The 19,587-nt window shown below is 73.1% G+C and carries 19 protein-coding genes; 1 reads left to right on the plus strand and 18 read right to left on the minus strand.

Features of this window, described 5'->3' with window-relative positions; translation table 11 throughout:
* Positions 1 to 7: 7 nt before the first annotated feature.
* From nuoK to ACPOLA_RS08815, 12 genes are all read right to left on the minus strand, one after another.
* Complete coding sequence (nuoK, locus tag ACPOLA_RS08760; protein ID WP_435770030.1) at positions 8 to 301, minus strand: NADH-quinone oxidoreductase subunit NuoK; 294 nt, start codon at positions 299 to 301, stop codon at positions 8 to 10.
* The gene (locus ACPOLA_RS08765; protein ID WP_435770031.1) at positions 298 to 1,110 is read right to left on the minus strand and encodes an NADH-quinone oxidoreductase subunit J; all 813 of its coding nucleotides are present in this window, start codon (positions 1,108 to 1,110) and stop codon (positions 298 to 300) included. Before ACPOLA_RS08765 ends, nuoK begins: the two co-directional genes overlap by 4 nt.
* Positions 1,107 to 1,730: an NADH-quinone oxidoreductase subunit NuoI gene (nuoI, locus tag ACPOLA_RS08770; RefSeq protein ID WP_435770032.1), complete on the minus strand. Its 624-nt coding sequence runs from the start codon at positions 1,728 to 1,730 to the stop codon at positions 1,107 to 1,109. Before nuoI ends, ACPOLA_RS08765 begins: the two co-directional genes overlap by 4 nt.
* On the minus strand, positions 1,723 to 3,021 hold the full coding sequence (gene nuoH / locus ACPOLA_RS08775; RefSeq protein WP_435770033.1) for an NADH-quinone oxidoreductase subunit NuoH: 1,299 nt from the start codon (positions 3,019 to 3,021) through the stop codon (positions 1,723 to 1,725). The genes nuoI and nuoH overlap by 8 nt, the downstream gene beginning before the upstream one ends.
* Complete coding sequence (locus ACPOLA_RS08780) at positions 3,018 to 5,540, minus strand: NADH-quinone oxidoreductase subunit G (protein ID WP_435770034.1); 2,523 nt, start codon at positions 5,538 to 5,540, stop codon at positions 3,018 to 3,020. The genes nuoH and ACPOLA_RS08780 overlap by 4 nt, the downstream gene beginning before the upstream one ends.
* A complete protein-coding gene (gene nuoF, locus ACPOLA_RS08785; protein WP_435770065.1) occupies positions 5,537 to 6,859 on the minus strand; it encodes an NADH-quinone oxidoreductase subunit NuoF in 1,323 nt (440 codons plus the stop codon). The genes ACPOLA_RS08780 and nuoF overlap by 4 nt, the downstream gene beginning before the upstream one ends.
* A 60-nt stretch (positions 6,860 to 6,919) precedes the next feature.
* Entirely contained in the window at positions 6,920 to 7,633 is a 714-nt protein-coding gene (gene nuoE, locus ACPOLA_RS08790; RefSeq protein WP_435770035.1) for an NADH-quinone oxidoreductase subunit NuoE, read from the minus strand.
* Complete coding sequence (locus tag ACPOLA_RS08795) at positions 7,630 to 8,979, minus strand: NADH-quinone oxidoreductase subunit D (protein ID WP_435770036.1); 1,350 nt, start codon at positions 8,977 to 8,979, stop codon at positions 7,630 to 7,632. Before ACPOLA_RS08795 ends, nuoE begins: the two co-directional genes overlap by 4 nt.
* The gene (locus tag ACPOLA_RS08800) at positions 8,979 to 9,716 is read right to left on the minus strand and encodes an NADH-quinone oxidoreductase subunit C (RefSeq protein WP_435770037.1); all 738 of its coding nucleotides are present in this window, start codon (positions 9,714 to 9,716) and stop codon (positions 8,979 to 8,981) included. Before ACPOLA_RS08800 ends, ACPOLA_RS08795 begins: the two co-directional genes overlap by 1 nt.
* Positions 9,713 to 10,267, minus strand: a complete 555-nt coding sequence (locus tag ACPOLA_RS08805) for a NuoB/complex I 20 kDa subunit family protein (RefSeq protein WP_435770038.1) — start codon at positions 10,265 to 10,267, stop codon at positions 9,713 to 9,715. The genes ACPOLA_RS08800 and ACPOLA_RS08805 overlap by 4 nt, the downstream gene beginning before the upstream one ends.
* Before the next feature lie 15 nt (positions 10,268 to 10,282).
* A complete protein-coding gene (locus tag ACPOLA_RS08810; protein WP_435770039.1) occupies positions 10,283 to 10,639 on the minus strand; it encodes an NADH-quinone oxidoreductase subunit A in 357 nt (118 codons plus the stop codon).
* 166 nt (positions 10,640 to 10,805) lie between these two features.
* Positions 10,806 to 11,495: a demethylmenaquinone methyltransferase gene (locus ACPOLA_RS08815; protein WP_435770040.1), complete on the minus strand. Its 690-nt coding sequence runs from the start codon at positions 11,493 to 11,495 to the stop codon at positions 10,806 to 10,808.
* A 94-nt stretch (positions 11,496 to 11,589) separates the two neighbouring features.
* Between ACPOLA_RS08815 and ACPOLA_RS08820 the strand changes: the two genes are divergently transcribed.
* Complete coding sequence (locus ACPOLA_RS08820) at positions 11,590 to 12,582, plus strand: L,D-transpeptidase family protein (RefSeq protein WP_435770041.1); 993 nt, start codon at positions 11,590 to 11,592, stop codon at positions 12,580 to 12,582.
* A 12-nt stretch (positions 12,583 to 12,594) separates the two neighbouring features.
* Here the strand turns inward: ACPOLA_RS08820 and ACPOLA_RS08825 are convergent, their stop codons facing one another.
* From ACPOLA_RS08825 to ACPOLA_RS08850, 6 genes are all read right to left on the minus strand, one after another.
* Positions 12,595 to 13,263 carry a hypothetical protein gene (locus tag ACPOLA_RS08825; RefSeq protein ID WP_435770042.1) on the minus strand — a complete coding sequence of 223 codons (669 nt, stop codon included), beginning with the start codon at positions 13,261 to 13,263 and terminating at the stop codon, positions 12,595 to 12,597.
* Between the two features lie 65 nt (positions 13,264 to 13,328).
* Positions 13,329 to 13,991: an MBL fold metallo-hydrolase gene (locus ACPOLA_RS08830; protein WP_435770043.1), complete on the minus strand. Its 663-nt coding sequence runs from the start codon at positions 13,989 to 13,991 to the stop codon at positions 13,329 to 13,331.
* A 72-nt stretch (positions 13,992 to 14,063) separates the two neighbouring features.
* A complete protein-coding gene (locus ACPOLA_RS08835) occupies positions 14,064 to 15,929 on the minus strand; it encodes a Na+/H+ antiporter (RefSeq protein ID WP_435770044.1) in 1,866 nt (621 codons plus the stop codon).
* 4 nt (positions 15,930 to 15,933) lie between these two features.
* Entirely contained in the window at positions 15,934 to 17,574 is a 1,641-nt protein-coding gene (gene menD, locus ACPOLA_RS08840; RefSeq protein WP_435770046.1) for a 2-succinyl-5-enolpyruvyl-6-hydroxy-3-cyclohexene-1-carboxylic-acid synthase, read from the minus strand.
* Complete coding sequence (locus ACPOLA_RS08845) at positions 17,571 to 18,521, minus strand: o-succinylbenzoate synthase (RefSeq protein ID WP_435770047.1); 951 nt, start codon at positions 18,519 to 18,521, stop codon at positions 17,571 to 17,573. The genes menD and ACPOLA_RS08845 overlap by 4 nt, the downstream gene beginning before the upstream one ends.
* Positions 18,518 to 19,582: an AMP-binding protein gene (locus ACPOLA_RS08850; protein ID WP_435770048.1), complete on the minus strand. Its 1,065-nt coding sequence runs from the start codon at positions 19,580 to 19,582 to the stop codon at positions 18,518 to 18,520. Before ACPOLA_RS08850 ends, ACPOLA_RS08845 begins: the two co-directional genes overlap by 4 nt.
* Between the last annotated feature and the right edge of the window lie 5 nt (positions 19,583 to 19,587).

Raw genomic sequence — 19,587 nt, forward strand, 5'->3', positions numbered from 1 at the left:
GCTCTCCTCAGAACTTCAGCAGGCTCGCGTCGTCGACCGAGGCCGAGCGACGGGTCCGGAAGATGGTCACGATGATCGCCAGCCCGACCACGACCTCCGCAGCGGCGACGACCATCACGAAGAACGCTGCGACCTGGCCGTCCAGGTTGCCGTGGTGGCGGGCGAAGGCGACGAAGGCGAGGTTGCAGGCGTTGAGCATCAGCTCGACGCACATGAACACCACGATCGCGTTGCGGCGGGTGAGCACGCCGATGGCACCGATCGTGAAGAGGATCGCGCTCAGGACGATGTACTCGGTCATGCCTCGTTCTCCTCGCTCGAGCCGGTGGCGGCGGACTTGCCCGCCGTCTCCGGCTTGTGCGCGGGGTCCACGCCCAGCTGCGACTGCACCTTGTCGATGTCGCGCAGCCCGGTGGGCCGCATCGTGCCGCGGGCGGCGAGCACCCGGCTGACCGACTGCGCCGCGGGGCTGCCGTCCGGCAGCAGGGCCGGGGTGTCCACGGCGTTGTGGCGGGCGTACACGCCCGGCGCCGGGAGCGGTCCGAGGTGGGCGCCCTTCTCGCCGTACGCCCGGACCCGATCGGCGGCGATCTCGGTCTGGGTGCGCCGCTGGCCGAGACGCTCGCGGTGGGTCAGCACCATCGCGCCGATGGCCGCGGTGATGAGCAGGGCGCTGGTGACCTCGAAGGCGAAGACGTAGCGGGAGAACAGCACGCTCGCGAGCGCCTGCACGTTGCCGGCCGCGTTGGCCTCCTCGAGCCCGACGGCGGTGCCGAAGCTGACCTGCGCCAGTCCCACGACGAGCAGGACCGCGAAGAGCAGTCCGACCAGCCAGGCGAGCGCACGCTGGCCCTTGATCGTCTCGACGAGGGAGTCGGAGGCGTCGACACCGACCAGCATCAGGACGAAGAGGAAGAGCATCAGGATCGCGCCGGTGTAGACGATGATCTGGACCGCGAAGAGGAACGGCGCCTCCAGCACGGCGTACAGCACGGCGAGGCTGATCATCACCACGGCCAGCAGCAGGGCGGCGTGCACGGCCTTGCGCACGAAGAGAATGCCCAGCGCCGCGATCACCATGATCGGCGCCAGGACCCAGAACGCGGTCACTGATCGGCCCCCTGGGCGGTCGGCGGTGCGGTGGGACCGGCGGGTGCCGCCGGGTCGGTCGGCTTGAACTCGCCGCGGTAGTAGTCCTGGTCGTCGTCACCGAGGCGCATCGCGTGCGGCGGGGCCTCCATGCCGGGGAGCAGCGGCGCCAGCAGGTCCGACTTCTCGTAGATCAGGCTCGCCCGGCTGTCGTCGGCGAGCTCGTACTCGTTGGTCATCGTGAGGGCGCGGGTCGGGCAGGCCTCGATGCACAGGCCGCACAGGATGCAGCGCAGGTAGTTGATCTGGTAGACGCGTCCGTAGCGCTCACCCGGCGAGAACCGGGCGCTCCCGTCGGGGTCGTTGCCGTTCTCGGCGCCCTCGACGTAGATCGCGTCCGCGGGGCACGCCCAGGCGCACAGCTCGCAGCCGATGCACTTCTCCAGCCCGTCCGGCCAGCGGTTGAGCTGGTGCCGGCCGTGGAACCGGGGTGCGGTGGGGAGCTTCTCCTTGGGGTACTGCTCGGTGACGACCTTGCGGAACATGGTCCGGAAGGTCACGCCGAAGCCGGCGACGGGGTCCCAGAGCTGCTCCTTGAGCGTGGGGCCCTGCTGACCGGCCTGCCCTGCGTGCTCAGCCATTCTTCACCTCGGTGTCGGTGTGGACGTCGGAGCGGAAGGTGAGCGGCGCGGCCGCACCGCGCACCGGTCCGCCGGCCGGCATCGGGGGCACGGGGTAGCCGCCCGAGCGGGGCTCGGCCACCGGAGCGGCCGCCGGCTCGTCCGACTTCTCGGGGATGAGGAACGTCACCAGCAGCACCACGAGGAGCACGCCGCCGGCGATCAGCCAGAACTGCGGGTCCTGGGCGAAGCCGTCGTCGAAGAGGCCCTCGTTGCGTGCGGCGCGCATCGTGGCCACGGCCACGATCCAGACCAGGGCGACGGGGATCAGCCGCTTCCAGCCGAAGGCCATGAACTGGTCGTAGCGCAGCCGCGGCAGCGACCCGCGGAGCCAGATGAACAGGAAGACGAAGAAGAAGACCTTGCCGAAGAACCAGAGCACCGGCCAGTAGCCCTCGTTGGCGCCCGCCCACACCTCGTCGATCCAGAACGGCGCGTGCCAGCCGCCGAGGAAGAGGGTGGTGGCGAGAGCCGAGACGGTCGCCATGTTGATGTACTCGGCCAGGAAGAACAGCGCGAACTTCAGGCTGGAGTACTCGGTGTGGAAGCCGCCGACGAGCTCGCCCTCGGCCTCCGGCAGGTCGAACGGCGCCCGGTTGGTCTCGCCCACCATCGCGATCAGGTAGATCACGAAGGACGGCAGCAGGATCAGGCCGAACCACAGGTCGTCCTGTGCGGCGACGATCTCGCTCGTCGACATCGACCCGGCGTACATGAACACCGAGACGAAGGCCAGGCCCATCGCGACCTCGTAGGAGATCATCTGGGCGCTCGATCGCAGCCCGCCCAGCAGCGAGTACGTCGACCCGCTGGACCAGCCGCCGAGGACGATGCCGTAGATGCCGATCGAGGCGATCGCGAGCACGAACAGCACCGCCACCGGCATGTCGGTGAGCTGGAGCGGCGTCCGCTCCCCGAAGAAGCTCACCTCCGGGCCGAACGGGATCACGCTGAAGGTGACGAAGGCCGGCACGGTGACGATCACCGGGGCGAGGACGAAGACCACCTTGTCGGCGGCCCGGGGGATGAGGTCCTCCTTGAAGGCCAGCTTCACGCCGTCGGCCAGGGACTGCAGGAGCCCGAACGGACCGTGCACGTTGGGACCGATCCGGTGCTGCATCCGGGCCACGACCCGCCGCTCCCACCAGATGTTGAACAGCGTCAGCAGCACGAGGACGACGAAGATCAGCACGGCCTTGAGGCCGATCACCCACCAGGGGTCGTTGCCGAAGGCGCTCAGGCCGTCGCTCATGCCCCGCCCTCCTTCCCGTTCGAGGCCGGACTGCTCGCAGCGGCCTCCGCGCCCTCGACCGGACGGCCCCCCGAGATGGTGACCGGACTCCCGGCCGACGCCAGGTCGGCGAGGACGCCCCGTCCCACGGAGCCGGCCGGCACCCACACCACGTCGTCGGCGAGGTCGTCGGCGATCTCGGCCGGCAGGGTCATCGACCCGCGGTCGCCGCGGAGCGTGACCGTCGCGCCGTGCGACTCGAAGACGCTGCGCGACACGAGGGCGACCGGGGTCCGCGCGGTGGCCTTGAGGTACTTGTCGCCGTCCTGCATGCGCCCGTTGTCGAGCATCTGCTTCCACGTCGCGAGGGCGAGCTCGCCGGCCCCGCGCTCCGGTCGGGCTGCCGCGGCCCCGGCGGCGCCGGTCGGCGCAGCGGGTCGCGGGCCGTCCCAGGGCCCGAGCTGCTGAAGCTCGGCCCGCGCCTCGTCGACCGTCCGGAAGCCGAGCGGGCTGCCCTGGCCGAGCAGCGCGAGCTCGTCGGCCACGCCCGCGAGCGCGCGCAGCTCGGGCAGCGACGACGGGTTGTGCAGGGCGGCCTCCCAGGAGCGCACGCGGCCCTCCCAGTTGACGAAGCTGCCAGCCTTGTCGGTCACCGGCGCTACCGGGAACACCACGTCGGCCGCGCTCGTCACGTCGGTCGCGCGGAGGTCCAGGGCGACCACGAACCCGGCGGCGGCGATCGCCGCGCGGGTGGCCGCCGGGTCGGCGGTGTCGTCGGGGTCGACGCCGGCGATCACGAGGCCGTGCAGGTCACCCGCGACGAGCGCGGCGACGATGTCGTCGGCGTCGCGGCCGTCGGCCTCCGGCAGCGACGGCACGCCCCAGGCCGTGGCCACGTCGACCCGCGCCCCGGGATCCGCCACCGGGCGGCCGCCGGGGAGCAGGTTCGGCAGGCAGCCGGCCTCGACCGCTCCACGGTCGCCCGCGCGGCGCGGCACCCAGGCCAGGCGAGCGCCGGACTTCGCGGCGAGCTCGGCGGCGGCGGTCAGGGCGCCGGGCACGGCGGCGAGCCGCTCGCCGACCAGCACCACCGACGTGGAGTCGACGCCGTGCTCGCTGCCGAGCAGCGCGTCGATCGCCTCAGGCTCCTGGCCCGGCGCGGTCCGCACCAGCCGGGCACCGAGCTTCGTCAGGCCCCGCGTTGCGAAGGGAGCGACGGCGACGACCTGGGTGCGCCCGGCCGTGACCCCCTTGCGCAGGCGGAGGAAGATCGCGCCGGCCTCGTCCTCCGGCTCCAGGCCGACGAGGACGACCTTCGGCGCCGACTCGAGGTCGGCGAAGGTGACGCCGCCGTTGTCGGGGGTCGTCAGCGCCACGGTCGAGGCGAGGAAGGCGGACTCCTCCGCCGAGAGCGGTCGGGCGCGGAAGTCGATGTCGTTGGTGCCGAGCGCCACGCGGGCGAACTTGCTGTAGGCGTAGGCGTCCTCGACACTCAGCCGGCCACCGGTCAGGACGCCGACTCCGCCCGCGGCCCGCGCGGCCGCCAGGCCCCGCGCCGCGACGGTGAACGCCTCGGGCCACGACGCCGGCCGCAGCTGGCCGTCCTCGCCGCGCACCTGGGGGTAGGTGAGTCGGTCGTCGAGGTCGGCGTAGCCGAACGCGAACCGGTCCTTGTCGGTGACCCACTCCTCGTTGACGTGGGGGTCGTTGCCGGCCAGCCGTCGCACCACCTTGCCGCGGCGGTGGTCGATCCGGATCGCCGACCCGCACGCGTCGTGCTCGGCGATGCCCGGCGTGGAGACCAGGTCGAAGGGACGGGAGCGGAACCGGTACTGCTCCGACGTGAGCGCGCCGACCGGGCAGATCTGGATCACGTTGCCGGAGAAGTAGGAGAGGAACGGCGCGTCCTCGGCGATGCCGATCTGCTGCTGCGCGCCGCGCTCGAGCAGCTCGATGAACGGGTCGCCGGCGATCTCGTCGGCGAAGCGGGTGCACCGCTGGCAGACGATGCAGCGCTCGCGGTCGAGCAGGATGTTGGGCGAGAGGTTGATCGGCTTGGGGAAGGTGCGCTTGACGCCGAGGTTGCGGTCGTCGGAGAAGCGCGACTCGGTACGCCCGTTGGACATCGCCTGGTTCTGCAGCGGGCACTCCCCGCCCTTGTCGCACACCGGGCAGTCGAGCGGGTGGTTGATGAGCAGCAGCTCCATCACGCCCTGCTGCGCCTTGTCGGCGACCGGGCTGGTGACCTGCGTGCTGACGACCATCCCCTCGGCCACCGGCAGCGTGCAGGACGCCTGCGGCTTGGGGAACCCGCGGCCGTTGCCGGCGTCGGGGATGTCGACGAGGCACTGGCGGCACGCCCCCACCGGCGCCAGGAGCGGGTGGTCGCAGAACCGCGGGATCTGCACCCCGATCTGCTCGGCCGCGCGGATGACGAGGGTGTCCTTGGGAACGCTGACCTCGATCCCGTCGATGGTGACGGTGACCAGGTCGGACCTCTCGACGGCCTGCTGGCCGGACTTCTCCGGTGTCGTGGTCATGCGGTGGCTCCCTTGCCTGCAGGCTGCGGCGCCTGGTCGGCCCACGCGGTGGAGCGCGCGGGGTCGAACGGGCAGCCGCCGTTGGCCAGGTGTGCGAGGTACTCGTCGCGGAAGTACTGGATCGAGCTGGAGATCGGGCTGGTGGCGCCGTCGCCGAGGGCGCAGAACGACCGGCCGAGGATGTTGTCGCACTGGTCGAGCAGCTGGTCGAGGTCGGCCTCGCTGCCCTGGCCCCGCTCCAGCCGGGCGAGCGCCTGCACCAGCCACCAGGTGCCCTCGCGGCACGGGGTGCACTTGCCGCAGGACTCGTGCTTGTAGAACTCCGTCCACCGCAGCACGGCGCGCACGACGCACACGGTGTCGTCGAAGATCTGCAGCGCGCGCGTGCCGAGCATCGAGCCCACCGCGCCGACGCCCTCGAAGTCGAGCGGCACGTCGAGGTGCTCGGCGGTGAGCAGCGGCGTGCTGGAGCCGCCGGGCGTCCAGAACTTCAGCCGGTGCCCCTTCCGGACCCCGCCCGCGAGGTCGAGCAGCTCGCGCAGGGTGATGCCGAGCGGTGCCTCGTACTGGCCGGGCCTCTCGACGTGGCCCGAGAGCGAGAAGATGCCGTGGCCCTTGGACTTCTCGGTGCCCATCGACGCGAACCACGCGGCGCCGTTCTTCACGATGGCGGGCACGGAGGCGATCGACTCGACGTTGTTGATCACCGTCGGGCTGGCGTAGAGGCCCGCGACCGCCGGGAAGGGCGGGCGCAGCCGCGGCTGGCCACGGCGGCCCTCGAGGCCCTCCAGCAGCGCCGTCTCCTCGCCGCAGATGTAGGCGCCCGCACCGGCGTGCACGACGACGTCGAGGTCGTAGCCGGAGCCATGGATGTCCTTGCCGAGGTGACCCGCGGCGTAGGCCTCGGCGACCGCGGCCTGCACCCGCCGGATCACGTGGAGCACCTCGCCGCGGATGTAGATGAACGCCTTGTTGGCGCGGATCGCGTAGGAGCTGAGGATGACCCCCTCCACGAGCACGTGCGGGTTGCCCATCATCAGCGGGATGTCCTTGCAGGTGCCCGGCTCCGACTCGTCGGCGTTGACGACGAGGTACTTCGGCTTCGGGTTGTCCTGCGGGATGAAGGACCACTTCATGCCGGTCGGGAAGCCGGCGCCGCCCCGGCCGCGGAGGCCGGAGTCCTTCACCGCGGCGATGACGTCGTCGGGGCTCATCCCGAAGGCGACGTCCAGCGCGGCGTACCCGCCCCGCTCCTCGTAGGCGGGGAGCTTCCACCCCTGCTCGACGTCCCACAGGTCGGTGAGGACCGGGGTCAGCATGTCAGCCACGACGGGTCACCTCCACGACGGCCGTCGCCGGGCTACGACGGACCAGGATCCTCATGCGTCACCCTCCCGGGCCTCGTCGCCGCCGCCCACCTCGAGCTCGCCCGCCGTCGGCGCCGACCAGCCGCGCTCGCGGGCGATCCGGAGACCGACGAGGCTCGGCTCACCGGCTCCCGGGCCCTCGTCGACCCGGCCGTCGGGGAAGCCTGCGAGCACCCGCTCCGCCTCCCGCCAGGTGCACAGCCGCGGACCCCGCGTGGAGGAGACCTCCTGGCCGGCGCGCAGCGCCTCGACCATGCCGACCGCGGAGTCCGGGGTCTGGTTGTCCATGAACTCCCAGTTGACCATCACCACCGGTGCGTAGTCGCACGCAGCGTTGCACTCGATGTGCTCGAGGCTCACCGTGTGCTGGTCGCCCTCGCGGCGCGCCGCGACCTCGTCGTTGCCGATCTCGAGGTGGTCCTTGAGCCGGGCGAAGATCTCGTCACCGCCCATCACGGCGCACAGGGTGTTGGTGCAGACGCCGACGTGGAAGTCGCCGACGGCGTGCCGCTTGTACATCGTGTAGAACGTCGCCACGCCGCTGACCTCGGCGGCGCTGATGTCGAGCACCGCGGCACAGGCCTCGATGCCCTCCGGGGTGATCCGGCCCTGGACGGACTGCACCAGGTGCAGCATCGGGAGCAGCCCCGACCGGGGCTGGGGGTAGCGCGCGGCGATCTCGCGCAGCTCGCCGAGCGTCTTCTCGTCGATCGGTGCGGTGGTCACCGGTCCACGCCTCCCATCACGGGGTCGAGGCTGGCGATGGCGACGACGACGTCGGACAGCATGCCGCCCTCGCTCATCAGGCCCATCGCCTGGAGGTTGTTGAAGCTGGGGTCGCGGAAGTGGGCGCGGAACGGACGCGTCCCGCCGTCGGAGACGACGTGGGCGCCGAGCTCGCCGCGGGGGGACTCGACCGGCACGTAGGCCTGCCCGGCGGGCACCCGGAAGCCCTCGGTCACCAGCTTGAAGTGGTGGATCAGCGCCTCCATCGACTCGCCCATGATGTGGCGGATGTGGTCGAGGCTGTTGCCCATGCCGTCGGCGCCGATCGCCAGCTGGCTCGGCCAGGCGATCTTCTTGTCGGCGACCATCACCGGTGCGCCCTCGAGCCGCGCGAGGCGGTCGGCCGCCTGCTCGACGATCCGCAGCGACTCCCACATCTCGTTGAGGCGGATCCGGAACCGGCCGTAGGAGTCGGCGGTGTCCCAGGTCTGCACGTCGAAGTCGTAGGTCTCGTAGCCGCAGTAGGGCTGGGTCTTGCGGAGGTCCCACCCGTAGCCGGTGCTGCGCAGCACCGGTCCGGTGATCCCGAGCGCCATGCAGCCCTCGAGGTCGAGGTGGCCGACGTCCTGGAGGCGGGCCTTGAAGATCGGGTTGGCGTTGCAGAGAGCGGCGTACTCCGGCAGCCGCTTCTTCATCAGCGCGACGAAGCTGCGGATGTCGTCGAGCGCACCCGGCGGCAGGTCCTGCGCGACGCCGCCGGGGCGGATGAAGCCGTGGTTCATGCGCAGCCCGGTGATCAGCTCGAACAGGTCGAGCACCAGCTCACGCTCGCGGAAGCCGATGGTCATCACGGTCAGCGCGCCGATCTCCATGCCGCCGGTGGCGATGCAGACCAGGTGGGAGGAGATCCGGTTCAGCTCCATCAGGAGGACCCGCATCACCTGCGCCTTCTCCGGGACGTCGTCCTCGATGTCGAGCAGGCGCTCGACGCCCAGGACGTAGGTCGTCTCGTTGAACAGCGGCGAGAGGTAGTCCATCCGGGTGCAGAACGTGACGCCCTGCGTCCAGGAGCGGTACTCCATGTTCTTCTCGATGCCCGTGTGGAGGTAGCCGATGCCGCAGCGGGCCTCGGTCACCGTCTCGCCGTCCAGCTCGAGGATCAGCCGCAGCACGCCGTGGGTGGACGGGTGCTGGGGTCCCATGTTGACGACGACGCGCTCGGCGGCCTCGCCCTCGGCCAGGCCGGCCGCGATCTCGTCCCAGTCCTGGCCGGTGACGGTGAAGACCCGGCCCTCGGCGGTGTCGGAGGAGCCGGCGTACAGGTCCTCGTCGGTCTCGGTGGCCATCAGTTGTAGGACCTCCGCTGGTCGGGGGGCTGGATGGAAGCGCCCTTGTACTCGACGGGGATGCCGCCGAGGGGGTAGTCCTTGCGCTGGGGGTGGCCCGGCCAGTCGTCGGGCATCAGGATCCGGGTCAGCGCGGGGTGGCCGTCGAAGACGATCCCGAACATGTCCCAGGTCTCCCGCTCGTGCCAGTCGGCCGCGGGATAGAGCGCCACCAGGCTCGGCAGGTGCGGGTCGGCGTCGGGGACGCTCGACTCCACGCGGATCCGCCGGTTCCAGGTGTAGGACGTGAAGTGGTAGACCGCGTGCAGCTCGCGGCCGGTGTCCTCGGGGTAGTGCACACCGCTCACCCCGGAGAGGAACTCGAACCGCAGGGACGGGTCGTCGCGCAGCAGCCGCGCGACCTCCACCAGGTCGTCGCGCCGGACGTGGAAGGTGATCTCGCCGCGGTGGATCACCACCTGCTCGACGAGGGGGTCGAGCCGGTCGGCGACCGTGTCGAACCAGCCGCCGTAGGGCCGCTGGGCGGCACCGGGCAGCACCACCCGCGTCACCAGCCCGTCGTACCCGCTGGTGTCGCCGGAGCCACGGACGCCGAACATGCCCTGGCGGACGCCGACCGCCCGCACCTCCGACGCCGGGCCGTCCTCGAGGAGGTGCTCGGGCGCGTTCTCGGGGGACTGGTCGACCGCCGGCTGCTCGACCGCCTTCTCCGGCCGGTCGTTCGTCGGGTCGGTCACCGCAGCATGCCCTTCATGTCGCTGGTCGGCAGGGCGACCAGGCGCTCGGACTCCAGCTCGCGGATCTGCGCCTGCCGGTTGCTGCCCAGGGGCGTGGCCTGGACCTTGTCGTGCAGCTTCAAGATGGCGTCGATCAGCATCTCCGGCCGCGGCGGGCAGCCGGGCAGGTACATGTCGACCGGGACCACGTGGTCGACCCCCTGGACGATGGCGTAGTTGTTGAACATCCCGCCGCTGCTGGCGCACACGCCCATCGCGAGCACCCACTTGGGCTCGGCCATCTGGTCGTAGATCTGGCGCAGCACCGGCGCCATCTTCTGGCTGACCCGGCCGGCCACGATCATCAGGTCGGCCTGGCGGGGGCTGGCCCGGAAGACCTCCATGCCGAAGCGGGCCAGGTCGTACTTCGGCCCGCCCGACGTCATCATCTCGATCGCGCAGCACGCCAGCCCGAAGGTGGCTGGCCAGAAGCTGGCCTTGCGCATGTAGCCGGCGAGGCCCTCCACCGTGCTCAGCAGCACGCCGCTCGGGAGCTTGTCCTCGACACCCATGTCCGTTCCTCCCGCTCAGTCCCAGTCGAGCCCGCCGCGGCGCCACACGTAGACGTAGGCGACGAACACGGTGGCGATGAAGACGACCATCTCGACCAGCCCGAACCAGCCGAGCGCGTCGAAGTGCACGGCCCACGGGTAGAGGAAGATGATCTCGATGTCGAAGACGATGAAGAGCATCGCGGTGATGTAGTACTTCACCGGGAACCGGCCGCTCAGCGCCTGCGGCGTGGGCTCGATCCCGCACTCGTAGGAGTCGAGCTTGGCGCGGTTGTAGCGCCGCGGCCCGACCATGGTGCTCATCACCACCGAGCCGACAGCGAAGGCCGCGGCCAGGCCCGCCAGCACGAGCACCGGCGTGTAGAGCTCCATGAGCCTCCCTCTCGTGATCTTGTGAACAGAATCACTAGTGGCGTGGGGCACATCTTGCCACCCGCGGGACGGATCGGCACAGGGGGGTCGGGGTTGGCCGATCGCCCGCCAGGACGGCGATTTAGCGCACGGAGCGGTGTCCTAAATCGCCGCCGCGCGATCCGGCTCAGGCGGTCGCCCGGTGCAGCGCGACGATCCCGCCGGAGAGGTTGCGCCACTCCGCGCCGCGCCAGCCCGCCCGCCCGATCATCGCGGCGAGACCCCGCTGGTCGGGCCACGCCCGGATCGACTCGGCGAGGTAGACGTAGGCGTCGGGCGCGGACGAGACGGTGCGGGCGATCGCCGGCAGCGCCTTCATCAGGTACTCGAGGTAGACCGTGCGCCACGGCGCCCAGGTGGGGTGGCTGAACTCGCACACCACCAGCCGCCCGCCCGGCCGGGTGACCCGGCGCAGCTCGGCGAGCCCGGCCTCCGGGTCGACGATGTTGCGCAGCCCGAAGGAGATCGTGACCGCGTCGAAGGTGCCGTCGCGGAAGGGCAGCCGAGTGCCGTCGCCGGCGGTGAAGGGCAGGTGCGGGAGCTGCGCCTTGCCGACCCGGAGCATGCCGATCGAGAAGTCGCACGGCACGACCTGCGCCCCGGCGTCTCGGAACGGCTGGCTGGACGTGCCGGTCCCGGCAGCCAGGTCGAGCACCGCGTCGCCGTACCCCGGGTCCACCGCCTCGAGCACCTCGCGGCGCCAGCGCCGGTCCTGGCCGAAGGAGAGTACGTCGTTGGTCAGGTCGTAGCGCCGCGCGACGGTGTCGAACATGCGTCGTACGTCGGCGGGCTGCTTGTCGAGCTCTGCGCGGGCCACCGCGGCAGCCTAGCCGCGCGCGTCCGGGAGCCTCCCGCTCGGTCCTGTCGAAGTCGCACGCAACCGACCGGCTCGCTCAGGCGTCTCTCCAGTCATGAACACCAGGCTCGTCGTCGCCCGCCGGCTCACGCTGGTCACCGTGGTCGCCGCCCTCTGCTCCGTCCTCGCGTACGGCGCCGGCTGGGCCGCGCGCTCGACCACCCTCCCGTGGGAGGACGCCGCATCCCCGGCCGGCGCCCCGGCCGGCGCGGGAGACGGCCCTGCTGCGATGCCGGACGGTGACTCCGCGGGCGAGCCCTCGGCCGCGCCGACCGCGGACCCGCCGGAGCCGCGAGACCGGCAGGACGGGCAGGGCGGTGGGGACGAGCAGGACGAGCCGGTGGAGCCGGACCAGCCGGACCGGTCGGAGGAGCCGGAGGAGGCGCAGCCGCCCGCTCCGGGCCCGGCACTGCTCTCCCCCGGCCAGCGCGGTGCCGAGGTCCGGGACCTGCAGGCCCGGCTGGCCCAGATCGACTGGTTCCAGCAGGACGTCACCGGCTTCTACGGCGCCGTGACCGCCGAGGCCGTGCGCGGCTTCCAGGCCAAGCGGGGCATCGCCGTCACCGGAGAGGTGGACCGGCGCACCCGCGACCTGCTGCACGACATGACGCGGAAGCCGACGACGGGCGAGCTGACCGACCAGCCGCCCCCGTCGGGCGGCAACGTCCCCGGCGCGCTGGACCCGCGGTGCGCGACCGGCCGCGTGCTGTGCGTCGACAAGTCCAGCCGGACCCTGCGCTGGGTCGTGGACGGCCGGGTCCTGCGGACCGTCGACGTCCGGTTCGGCTCGGCCGAGCTGCCCACCCGCGAGGGCGCCTTCGCCGTGCAGCGCAAGAGCCGCGACCACGTCTCCAGCCTCTACGACACCCCGATGCCCTACGCCATGTTCTTCTCCGGCGGGCAGGCCGTGCACTACTCCCCCGACTTCGCCGCCAACGGCTACGCCGGGGCGTCCCACGGGTGCGTCAACGTGCGCGACGAGCGGGCCGTCGCCTGGCTCTTCGACCAGGTGCGGATCGGCGACCGGGTCGTCGTCTACTGGAGCTGACCGGCTGCGGCCTCAGTCGGTGGCGGCGAGCACGCTGTCGAGGAAGCCGGCGACCTGCTGCTCGTCGAACCCGTTGGCGAAGACGCTGTAGGCGAGGCCGTCGCGCTCCGCGCGGCACTCGACCTGGTAGCTGGCCGGGTTGGCCTCGCCACCCTCGGCCGGCATGCCCGTCGTCGGGTCGACCTGGTCGTTGAAGCTGATGCCGCAGCGGTAGCCGTCGACGTCCCTGAGCTCGTAGTGGGTGCCCTGGCTGTCGATCTGGAACGGGCCCCGCGGGATCACCAGCCCCGCCTCCCCCGGCACCACCGTGACGCCGAGCGACTGGACGCCCTGGCTCTGCGGGTCGGTCATCGAGTCAAGGCTCACGTAGGACCGCACGGCCGCGTCGTCGTACAGGCTGGCGAGGTGCTTCGCAGCCTCGCGGTCGCTGGCCTGCACGCGCTCGGTGAACTGCTCGATCTCGGCCGCCTCCTCCTCGCCCTGGGCGTCGGCCTCTTCGGGCGTGACGGCGGACAGCGCGACCACGTCGTCGCCCAGCCGGTCGGGGAGCTCGGGGATGTCGGCGGTGGCCTGGCCGCTGTCGCCGGCCACCTCGGGGAGGCCGACGGCGAACCCGACGAAGCCGGCGAGGAGCACGACGCCTGCGGTGAGTCCGGCGGCGGTGGAGCGATCGATCGGCATCGGGCCATCATGCCGCGTCCGGCTGAGAGGGAGGTGAACGGGTCCGCGCCGCCGGGGCCTCGGGCCTAGAGGTCGGAGCCGTCGCGGAGACGGACGTAGTCGAGGCCGGCCGCGCCGAGGATCCGGCCGAAGTGGCCGTCGGCGATGCCGAGACCCGCCTCGGAGTAGACCCGGTCGTGGATCGCCACGTTGCGGGCGGCGCCGACCGAGCGGGCGAAGTCGATGCCCTCGCTGACCTTCATCCACGGCGCCGACACCGGCACCAGCAGCACGTCGACCGGGACGCCCGGCCCGGTCAGCGCGTCGCCGGGGTGGAACACCGTCGTGTCGCCGACGGTCAGCAGGTAGCCGCTGTTGTGGAACCGCGGCAGCTCCGGATGGATCACCGCGTGCAGCTCGCCCACCGCTCGCACGCCGATGCCCCCGCGGGTGTCACCGCCGGTGTCGCCGATCGTCCAGCTGTCGTCGGGCCGGACGACGTGGACCCGCTCGGCGACGTCGGGCGCGTCCTCCCGGATCCGGGCCGCCACCGCGCCGATGGTGTGGATCGGCGCATCGGTCGCCCGCAGGTGGTCGGGGTCGTAGTGGTCGGGGTGCTCGTGGGTGACCAGCACCGCGTCGACCCCGTCGACGGCCTCCCGCTCGGTCCAGACGCCGGGGTCGACGACCACGACCGTGCCGTCGTGCTCGATGCGGACGCCGGCGTGCCCGAACTTCGTCAGTCGCATGCCACCGAGGCTAGGTGATGACGTCCGGGGCAGGCCCCGGTCAGCCCGTCAGCCCGTCAGCCCGTCAGCCCGTCAGCCCGTCAGGTGGTGCACGTAGCACCACCGCCAGCCCTCACCCGGCTCCACCGAGCGGATCACGGCGTGCCCGGTCTGCTGGAAGTGGGCGGTCGCGTGGCGGCCCGGAGAGGAGTCGCAGCACCCCACTGCGCCGCAGCCCAGGCACATCCGCAGGGCGACCCAGCGGGTGCCGTCGCGCCGGCACTCCGCGCACGCCGGCTCCTCCGGCCCGGGGCGGAGGGGAGCCGCAGCGATGTGGTCGCAGCCGTCGCGCAGCCGAGCGGTCGTCGTACTCCGGACCTCGGCGCGGCGGGCGCGGGCGGCCGAGAGCATCGACTCCTCGACGTCGAGCATGGCCAGCACCTCGCTGACGATCTCCGCCGGCACCGACCCGGTCGAGCGGATCTCCAGGACCCGCCGGCGCTCCGTCTCGATCATCTCCGAGCGCCAGCGGGTGTAGAGGTCGCTCGGGCTCTCCTCGCCGGCAGTGGTGCCGAGCCGCTCCCAGGCGGCGAAGTTGCGCTGCTCGAGCCGCTGGACGATCAGGCCGCGGATGTCGTGCGGGTCGTCGGCCGTCGCGGCGAGCTCGTCGAGGCGGTCGAGGGCGGCCTTGCCCGCCTGCTGCAGCAGGGTGGCCCGCGCCAGCGCGTCGTCGTGCGGGTCCGGGGACGGTACGGCGAGCCGCCGCGCGACCCACGGGAGGGTCAGCCCCTGGCCGAGGAGGGTGCCGGCGACGACGGTGAACGCGGCGATCAGCAGCAGCTCGCGGTGCGGCACGTCCTGGGGCACGACGAAGGCGGCGGCGAGCGTGACCACGCCACGCATCCCGGCCCAGCCGATGAGGAAGGTGTAGCGCCACGAGGGCGGCTCGCCGGTCACCGGGTCGGGACCGGGCCGGATCAGGGCGTAGCGGATGGCGAACACCCACAGCATGCGGAGCAGCACCGTCGCGGCGAGGGTCGCGAGGCAGGCGGCGAGGATCGTGGGCCCGGAGAGCGGGCTGTCGCGCACCTCGGCGACCAGCCACTCCGCCTGCAGGCCGATCAGCAGGAAGACGGTGTTCTCCAGGACGAACGCGATCGTGCGCCAGTTGGTGCGCTCGGCGATCCGGGACTGCGCGGACTGCAGCACCGGGGCGACGTGTCCCAGGAGGAGGCCCGCGACGACCACCGCGACCACGCCGGAGGCGTGGATCTCCTCCGCCACGATGTAGGCGGCGAACGGCACCACCAGCGAGATGGCCGTGTCGAGCAGCGGGTCCGTCACCCGCCGACGGAGGAAGCCCACGACGAGGAACGCCACCCCGCCGACCACCAGGCCACCTCCGGCGGCGAACGCGAAGTCGGCGCCCACCTCCCAGATCGTGACCACCTCGGCCATCGCGACGATGGCCATCCGCAGGGCGACCAGGGCGGTGGCGTCGTTGAGGAGCGACTCGCCCTCCAGAATCGTCACCACCCGCCGTGGCAGGCCCAGACGCCGGCCGATCGCGGTGGCCGCCACCGCGTCGGGCGGCGCGACCACGGCTCCGATGGCCAGGGCCAGCGGCCAGGAGACCTCAGGCACCACGAGCTTGACGACCGCACCGACGCCGACGGTGGTGAAGGCGACCAGGCCCACCGACAGCAGGAGGATCGACCGCCGGTTGGCGTTGAAGTCGACCAGCGACGTGCTCATCGCCGCCGCGTAGAGCAGCGGCGGCAGCAGCCCCAGCAGCACGACCTCGGGCTCCAGGCGCAGCTCCGGCATGCCCGGCAGGTACGACGCCGCCGCGCCGACGACGACGAGGGTCAGCGGCGCGGGCACGTCGGCACGGTCGGAGACAGCCGTGACCGTGAGCACCGTGACCGCGATCGCCACCAGCAGGATCGCGATCTCCACGGGCTCAGTCTGCCCCGGTCGCCAGCGCCCGGATGCGCTCGTCCAGCGTCCGGCGCCCGGCCCGGCTGATGGTCGCCTCGACCACCTCGATGCCGCCGTTGGGGCTGGCCAGCGCCTGCTCGAGCTCTGGCCGCGAGCCGACCTTGAGGTGCGGCACGCGGAAGGCCGCGCAGACCGCGCCCAGGTCGGCGCCGTGCGGGGTGCCGAAGAGCCTCTCGAAGCTCGCCGCGTGGGCGGGCGCCCCCTGCTCCAGCACCGAGAAGATGGCGCCCCCGTCGTCGTTGGCGACCACGATGGTCAGGTCCGGCCGCGCCTCCTCGGGCCCGATCACCAGGGCGGTCTGGTCGTGCAGGAAGGTCAGGTCGCCGACCAGTGCGAGGCTGCGGGTCGACCGCGGCCGGCCGAGCGCCGCCCCGATCGCCGTGCTGAGCGTGCCGTCGATGCCGGAGAGCCCCCGGTTGGCCACCACCCGGCGCCGCTCGCCGACGGGTGCCGGCCGGGCCATCAGGTCGAGGTCGCGCACCGGGCTGGAGGCGCCGACCACCAGCAGGCCGCCCGGCGGCAGCGCCCCGGACACGGCCGCCGCGACGTCGTAGCCGGTGAGGGCCGGCTCCTCGGCGAGGAGCCGGTCGAGCCGGCGGGCGACGTCGCGGTCGGCCCTCTGCCACGCCGCCAGCCACGCCGGGTCGTCGCGGTCGCCATCCCACGCCGGCGCGACCACCGGGGTCGAGCCCGGCGGCCGGACCGGCCACGCGCCCGGGCCGGTCACGACCAGCACCTCGACGTCGGCGCGGTCGAGCAGGCGGGTGACGGGCCGGGAGAGGGTGGGCCGCCCGAAGACGACGACCCGCTCGACCCGGTCACCGAGCCCGGAGGCCAGCAGCAGCCGGTAGCAGCGCAGCGCGTGGTCGCCGGTGCGGGCGCCGCTGGTGGGCTCGGCGAACAGCGGCCACCCGGCGGCCTCCGCGAGGTTGCGCGCCGGGGGGCCGGCGTCGTCGCCCGCGACCACCACGGTCCGCGGCCCGCGGGCAAGGACGGTCGGGACGGCGTCGTACCTGACGAACGCGTTGGGTTCCGCCGCCGGACCCAACGCATTGGTCAGGTACGACGCGGGGTCGGCGGGCACCAACGGCGCGTCCAGCTGCACGTTGAGGTGCACCACCTCCCCGGCGGGTGCGGGCACGCGGGTGAGGGCGGCGACCGTCGCGACGTCGTGGGTGGGCACCATCGGGCCGAAGATGCCGACCTGGTCGGTGGTCTGGTTGACGCCGGTGCCGCGGAGCCGGGCCGGCCGGTCGGCGGAGACCACGACCAGGCCGAGCCCGGCGTGCACCGCCTCGAGCACGGCCGGATGGACGTTGGCGACGGCCGTGCCGGACGTCGTCACGACGGCGGCGCGGGCGCCGACCTTGGTCAGCCCGAGCGCCAGGAAGCCGGCCGTGCGCTCGTCGATCCGGGTGTGCAGCCGGAGTGCGCCGGCCTCGGCGGCGGCCCAGACCGCGAACGCGAGCGGGGCGTTGCGCGAGCCGGGGGCCAGCACCACGTCGGTGACGCCGGCCTCCGCCAGCCAGCCGACCACGGCCGCGGCGAGGTCGGCGGCGGGATCCGGGTCCGGGTGCCCCCCGGCGGTCGGCGTCGGCGTCACGAGCGCCGATCCTCCCGCAGCGCGCGCACGGCGGCGAGCCGGCCCTCCCAGGCGGCCACCCGGTCCGGCGCGGCGGCCAGGAGCTCCAGCTGCGCGTCGTCGACCACGGGCCGCCGCACGGGCAGCGCTCCGGCGACCGGGAGCAGCGGCTCGCTGGCCACGTCGGCGGTCAGCAGCTGAACGGTGGCGAGCCCGCACGCATAGGGCAGCTCCGGCAGTGCGGCCGCGAGCGCCACTCCGGCGGCGATCCCCACCGACGTCTCCAGCGCCGAGGAGACGACGACCGGGAGCCCGATCTCCTCGGCGATCCGCAGGCACGCGCGTACGCCGCCCAGCGGCTGCACCTTCAGCACCGCGACGTCCGCGGCCTCCAGGTCACGGACCCGGAAGGGGTCCTCGGCCCGGCGGATCGACTCGTCCGCGGCGATCGGGACGTCCACCCGGCGTCGTACGGCGGCGAGCTCCTCGACGGTGGCGCAGGGCTGCTCGACGTACTCCAGGCCGCCGGCGGCGCGGTCGAGCCGGGCGATGGCCGGCACCGCCTCCGCCACGGGCCACGCCCCGTTGGCGTCCACGCGGACCCGGCCGCCGGGCCCCAGCGCGTCGCGCACCGCCGCCACCCGCTCCTCGTCCTCGGCGAGGGTCTGCCCCGGCTCGGCGACCTTCACCTTCGCGGTGCGGCACCCGCCGTCGGTCACGATCCGGTGCGCCCGCTCCGCGTCGACCGCCGGGACGGTGACGTTGACCGGAACCGACGCGCGCACCGGGTCGGGCCAGTCGCCCGCGGCCGCCTCCTCCGCGCAGCGCAGCCACGGCTCGGCCACGTCGGGCGGGTACTCCAGGAAGGGGCTCCACTCGCCCCAGCCGCCCGGACCGCGCAGCAGGGCCGCCTCGCGCACCGCGATGCCGCGGAAGCGGGTGCGCATCGGGATGGCGACCGTCCTCATGCCGGGTCCCCCGTGTCCCGTGACCGCGCGGTCGCTGCTTCCGGCACGTCCGCGGCGACCGCCCGGGCGAGAAGCGCCTGGCGGTCCGGCTTGCCGTTGGGCAGCAGCGGCAGCTCCGCGAGCGCCACCACCTGGCGCGGGGCCCAGGGCCGCGGGTGGACCGCGGCGACCCAGCTGCGCGCCTCGCCGGCGGAGACGTCGCCGACGACGAACGCCACCACGCGGCTGCCCCACTCGGGGTCGGGGACGCCGAGCACCTCGACGGCGGCGACCGCGGGGTGCTCGCGCAGGCGCGCCGCCACCGCCGGCGCCGGCACGTTCAGGCCGCCGCTGACGATCACGTCGTCCACCCTCCCGAGCACCTGCAGCCGGCCGTCCTCGTCGAACCTGCCGGTGTCGGAGGTGTGGAACCAGCCGTCGACGAGGACCTCCGCGGTCAGCTCCGGCCGGCCGAGGTAGCCGGTGAAGAGGGTGGGCCCGGCGACCCGGATCCGGCCGCCCGCGCCCAGGGCGACGGCCACCCCGTCCAGGGGCACGCCGTCGTAGACGCACCCGCCCGCCGTCTCCGCGGAGCCGTAGCTGGCGACGACCCGCACGCCGGCGTCGGCGGCCTGCCGGCGCAGGGCGGGGTCGACCGGGCCACCACCGAGCAGCACGGTGTGTGCCCGTCGCAGGGCCCGCAGGTCGTCGGGCGCCTGCAGCATCCGGCGGAGCTGGGTCGGCACGAGGGACACGAACCAGCCGTCGCCGTCCGGCCAGCCGGTGCGGTCGAGGACGACGGGGTCGTGCCCGGCGACCAGCGAGCGAGTGATCACCTGCACCCCGGCGACGTACGACGCCGGCAGGGCGAGGACCCACGGACCGGTCGCGCCGAGGCGGGCGGCGGAGGCCCGTACGGACGCCAGCACGGCCGACCGCGACAGCTCGACCCGCTTCGGGGTGCCGGTCGACCCGGACGTCTCCACCACCAGCGGCGGAGCCTCCCGGTCGTCGAGTGCGAGCCACCGGCGCAGCCGGTCGAGAACCTCGCCGGTGTCGCCGGTCACGCTCAGGAAATCCACCTGAC

Source organism: Nocardioides proteolyticus, assembly GCF_051280635.3.
In the GTDB taxonomy this organism is placed as follows: Bacteria; Actinomycetota; Actinomycetes; order Propionibacteriales; family Nocardioidaceae; genus Nocardioides.

Bases quoted from the DNA above. Each gene is read 5' to 3' on its own strand.
- nuoK (WP_435770030.1), bottom strand. From the start codon at position 301: ATGACCGAGTACATCGTCCTGAGCGCGATCCTCTTCACGATCGGTGCC.
- nuoI (WP_435770032.1), bottom strand. From the start codon at position 1,730: ATGGCTGAGCACGCAGGGCAGGCCGGTCAGCAGGGCCCCACGCTCAAG.
- nuoH (WP_435770033.1), bottom strand. From the start codon at position 3,021: ATGAGCGACGGCCTGAGCGCCTTCGGCAACGACCCCTGGTGGGTGATC.
- ACPOLA_RS08780 (WP_435770034.1), bottom strand. From the start codon at position 5,540: ATGACCACGACACCGGAGAAGTCCGGCCAGCAGGCCGTCGAGAGGTCC.
- nuoF (WP_435770065.1), bottom strand. From the start codon at position 6,859: ATGCTGACCCCGGTCCTCACCGACCTGTGGGACGTCGAGCAGGGGTGG.
- ACPOLA_RS08795 (WP_435770036.1), bottom strand. From the start codon at position 8,979: ATGGCCACCGAGACCGACGAGGACCTGTACGCCGGCTCCTCCGACACC.
- ACPOLA_RS08805 (WP_435770038.1), bottom strand. From the start codon at position 10,267: ATGGGTGTCGAGGACAAGCTCCCGAGCGGCGTGCTGCTGAGCACGGTG.
- ACPOLA_RS08810 (WP_435770039.1), bottom strand. From the start codon at position 10,639: ATGGAGCTCTACACGCCGGTGCTCGTGCTGGCGGGCCTGGCCGCGGCC.
- ACPOLA_RS08820 (WP_435770041.1), top strand. From the start codon at position 11,590: ATGAACACCAGGCTCGTCGTCGCCCGCCGGCTCACGCTGGTCACCGTG.
- ACPOLA_RS08825 (WP_435770042.1), bottom strand. From the start codon at position 13,263: ATGCCGATCGATCGCTCCACCGCCGCCGGACTCACCGCAGGCGTCGTG.
- ACPOLA_RS08830 (WP_435770043.1), bottom strand. From the start codon at position 13,991: ATGCGACTGACGAAGTTCGGGCACGCCGGCGTCCGCATCGAGCACGAC.
- ACPOLA_RS08845 (WP_435770047.1), bottom strand. From the start codon at position 18,521: ATGAGGACGGTCGCCATCCCGATGCGCACCCGCTTCCGCGGCATCGCG.